The organism is Caballeronia sp. M23-90, assembly GCF_053574605.1.
Window position 1 is genome coordinate 1 of record NZ_JBSIPA010000612.1, and the last position, 3,132, is coordinate 3,132.

The following is a 3,132-nucleotide window of genomic DNA, read 5'->3' on the forward strand; positions in this document are numbered from 1 at the left end:
TGTTATCGGATATTGGCCTGGACGTGATCGATGACAATCTCGATGTAGCCTTGCGTATCGGTCTGCCGCCGGATACCGGTGTAATCGCGAAGCGTTTGCTTTCGAGCCGGCGAATCGTTTGCGCCGCTGATCGAAGCGTTCTCCGACCACTACCCTGAAGTCGAAGTACGGCTGGTGTTATCGGATATTGGCCTGGACGTGATCGATGACAATCTCGATGTAGCCTTGCGTATCGGTCTGCCGCCGGATACCGGTGTAATCGCGAAGCGTTTGCTTTCGAGCCGGCGAATCGTTTGCGCCGCGCCTGATTATCTGGCGCGGTGCGGCACACCGCATACGCCCGCCGACCTCGCCGGGCATGATTGCATCCGGTTGGTTCGCGGCCAACGCGTGTTCGACAGATGGGTGTTTCAGGAGGACGGGCGGCGCCGGGACGTTCAGGTACGCGGGACTTTATCGACGGCAAGCGGCGAAGTGCTGCACGACTGGGCCCTCAAGGGGCGCGGCCTCGCGTTGAAGGCGCTATGGGATATAGAAGATGACTTGCGTGAAGGGCGGCTGGTGGAGTGCCTCGCGCCCTATCACTGCGATGAAATCGAGTTGTATGCGGTGTTTGCGAATCGCCGGCATATGTCGCCGCGCGTCCGGGTGTTTCTGGACTTCGTGGAACAGGCGTTCAAAGACAAGCTGTAAAGTTTCAGCCCGAAGCCAGCGGCATCCACGGATCGTTGCCGGTTGCCGGATACATCAACGACACTTGCTTACTTACACGCACGATTTCATGGATATTGTCACGGAAGTTCTCGCTCTTCTCGTAACTGATAAACGTTGCGTCCGCGACAGCGGACATGGTGAAAAGCGCGAAAGCAACGCGCTCGAGGATGGCAAAGCGGCGGGACATTTCCAAAGTTCCTAGATTCATCAACTTCGGGAATTATAAGGGTTTTCACCTATCTTTTACCAGCCTTTCGTGCAGTGCGATTGCGTAATAGACACATTCATGCGCGGTTAAAACTGCCGAATTAATCAGACTTATCGTTTCTTCATATTGAATGCGGTGCTGCTCCGCACTCTGTGTTTATTCATAGCTCCGCAATGTCATTTGATTTCAAAAGCAAAGCAGTTCCCGCATTTCCACCGGATGGTCTTGCCGCGAAGCGCGTCGTTCTGCGACGCGCCGACCTGCAACAAGCCGAAGCCATGCTTGCGTACCGCGTGGCGAATCGCGCGCATCTCGAACCCTGGGAGCCTTCGCGCGACGCCTGTTTTTATTCGACGCAAGCCGCGAACGAGCGGGCGATGCAAATGGAACACGCCATGGCCGAGGGCACGGCGCTGCATCTGCTGATTTTTTCGAATGCAGCGGACGCAGCGGATAACGCGCTGATTGGCGATTGCCACTTTACGAACATCGTTCGCGGACCGTTTCAGGCGTGCAATCTCGGGTATTCAATCGATCAGCGTTACGAAGGGCGCGGGTTGATGCATGAAGCGCTCGGTGTCGCGCTTGACTTCGTGTTCGATGCTTACAAGCTGCATCGGGTGATGGCGAGTTATCGGCCGGAGAACGAGCGCAGCGGACGATTGCTCGCCCGGCTCGGGTTCGAACACGAAGGGCTGGCGAAGGCGTACTTGAAGATCGACGGGAAGTGGGCGGACCACGTCATGACTTCGCGGGTGAATCCTGGGGATTGAGGAAGGGTTAGCCGTTTAGCCAGTTCTCAATCCGCACGCCGGGATAGTGCGCGAAGTCGCGCGCCTTATTAGTCACGAGAATCACGTCAAGTGCGACAGCGACGAATTTCCGTTTCGAAAAACTCTCGTGGTTGGCATGGTCGATCCTTTGTGTGCACAAGTATGTACTCGATCTCACAACTGACGGATTGTAAATCTACGTGTGTACCCCTGCCCCTCATTCCCCGTCACCCACCCGCACCAGCACCTTCCCGAAATTGCGTCCATCGATCATATCGAGGAAAGCTTGCGGCGCGTTCGCGAGCCCGTCCGTGACATCTTCCTGATGTTTGATCTTGCCGTCGCGCAGATATCCACCGACGTCCTTAAGGAACGCCTGCCGATACTCAGCCAGAAACTCGTAATTGATATACCCGCGCACAGTCAGACTGCGCGTCAGGATCGCGCGCATGGTGGTGGCGAGTCCATCGTCCACGCCGTCATTCTTCCCCGATGTCTGCGCCATCAGTCCGCACACCGGCACGCGTCCATATTGATTGAGCAAAGGCAAAACGGCCTTCCAGACCGCGCCGCCGATATTCTCGAAATAAACATCGATACCGCTCGGACACGCGTTCGCCAGTTGATCGGCGACGTCAGGCGCACGGTGATCGATGGCGGCATCGAAGCCCAGTTGCTCGACCACATACGCGCATTTTTTCGCGCCGCCCGCAATGCCGACCACGCGCGCACCCACCAGCTTCGCGAGTTGCCCCACGAGCGATCCAACCGGTCCGCTCGCCGCGCCGACCACCACGGTCTCGCCGCTCTTCGGCTTGCCGATCGCGGCCATGCCCGAGTACGCGGTGAAGCCCGGCATGCCGAGCACTCCGAGATAGGCGCGGGCGGGAATGCCATCGGCGGGAAGCGCGGCGAGGTTTTGTGCATCGGCTACGGCATGTGACACCCAGCCCGCCGTCACCAGAACGTGCGCGCCGGCCGGCAGCGCTGCATCCTTCGATTCGATGACCGTCGCCACGCTTTCGCCCGTCATCGGCTCACCGATCTGCACGGGTTTCGCGTACGAGCGCGCGTCGTTCATGCGGCCGCGCATATACGGATCGAGCGACAAGTAATCGACGCGCAACAGCACCTGCCCCTCTTTCGGCACGGGCATGGGCACATCTTCGAGGCGGAAATCCGTGAGCTGTGCGCGGCCGCCTGTCGGGCGAGCGGCCAGAACGACCTGCTGGGCGATGGATGCAGTCATGCGGTTCTCCGTGCGTATCGACGTGGATATCGAGGGGAACCCAGCATATACGCGCTTGACCGATTGCGCAGAACCGGACGTGTGCTTCCATGCGGACAGCGTTATTCGTGCGACGCCATGAACGCATCGATCCCGGCCGCATCCGGCGATGTCGCCGGGCCATGCCGCGTCACCGCAATCGCAGCCGA

4 protein-coding genes are annotated in these 3,132 nt (G+C 58.9%); 2 read left to right on the top strand and 2 right to left on the bottom strand.

Going from position 1 to position 3,132, the window contains the following annotated elements; translation table 11 throughout:
• Positions 1 to 129: 129 nt before the first annotated feature.
• Complete coding sequence (locus ACRXB1_RS33455; protein WP_449494467.1) at positions 130 to 693, top strand: substrate binding domain-containing protein; 564 nt, start codon at positions 130 to 132, stop codon at positions 691 to 693.
• A 4-nt stretch (positions 694 to 697) separates the two neighbouring features.
• On the opposite strand, the gene ACRXB1_RS33460 is transcribed toward ACRXB1_RS33455, so the two are convergent.
• Positions 698 to 901: a hypothetical protein gene (locus tag ACRXB1_RS33460; protein WP_062002124.1), complete on the bottom strand. Its 204-nt coding sequence runs from the start codon at positions 899 to 901 to the stop codon at positions 698 to 700.
• Positions 902 to 1,095: 194 nt separating this feature from the next.
• On the opposite strand from ACRXB1_RS33460, the gene ACRXB1_RS33465 reads away from it, so the two are divergent.
• Positions 1,096 to 1,695 (top strand): GNAT family N-acetyltransferase, encoded by a 600-nt coding sequence (locus ACRXB1_RS33465; protein WP_075358313.1) that lies wholly within the window; start codon positions 1,096 to 1,098, stop codon positions 1,693 to 1,695.
• A gap of 217 nt (positions 1,696 to 1,912) precedes the next feature.
• Here ACRXB1_RS33465 and ACRXB1_RS33470 read toward each other — a convergent pair whose 3' ends face one another.
• A complete protein-coding gene (locus tag ACRXB1_RS33470; protein ID WP_449494466.1) occupies positions 1,913 to 2,944 on the bottom strand; it encodes an NADP-dependent oxidoreductase in 1,032 nt (343 codons plus the stop codon).
• Positions 2,945 to 3,132 lie beyond the last annotated feature (188 nt).

What these genes read in the sequence shown, in the direction of transcription:
- ACRXB1_RS33470 (WP_449494466.1), bottom strand. Translation starts at nt 2,944, where the DNA reads ATGACTGCATCCATCGCCCAGCAGGTCGTTCTGGCCGCTCGCCCGACA.
- ACRXB1_RS33460 (WP_062002124.1), bottom strand. Translation starts at nt 901, where the DNA reads ATGTCCCGCCGCTTTGCCATCCTCGAGCGCGTTGCTTTCGCGCTTTTC.
- ACRXB1_RS33465 (WP_075358313.1), top strand. Translation starts at nt 1,096, where the DNA reads ATGTCATTTGATTTCAAAAGCAAAGCAGTTCCCGCATTTCCACCGGAT.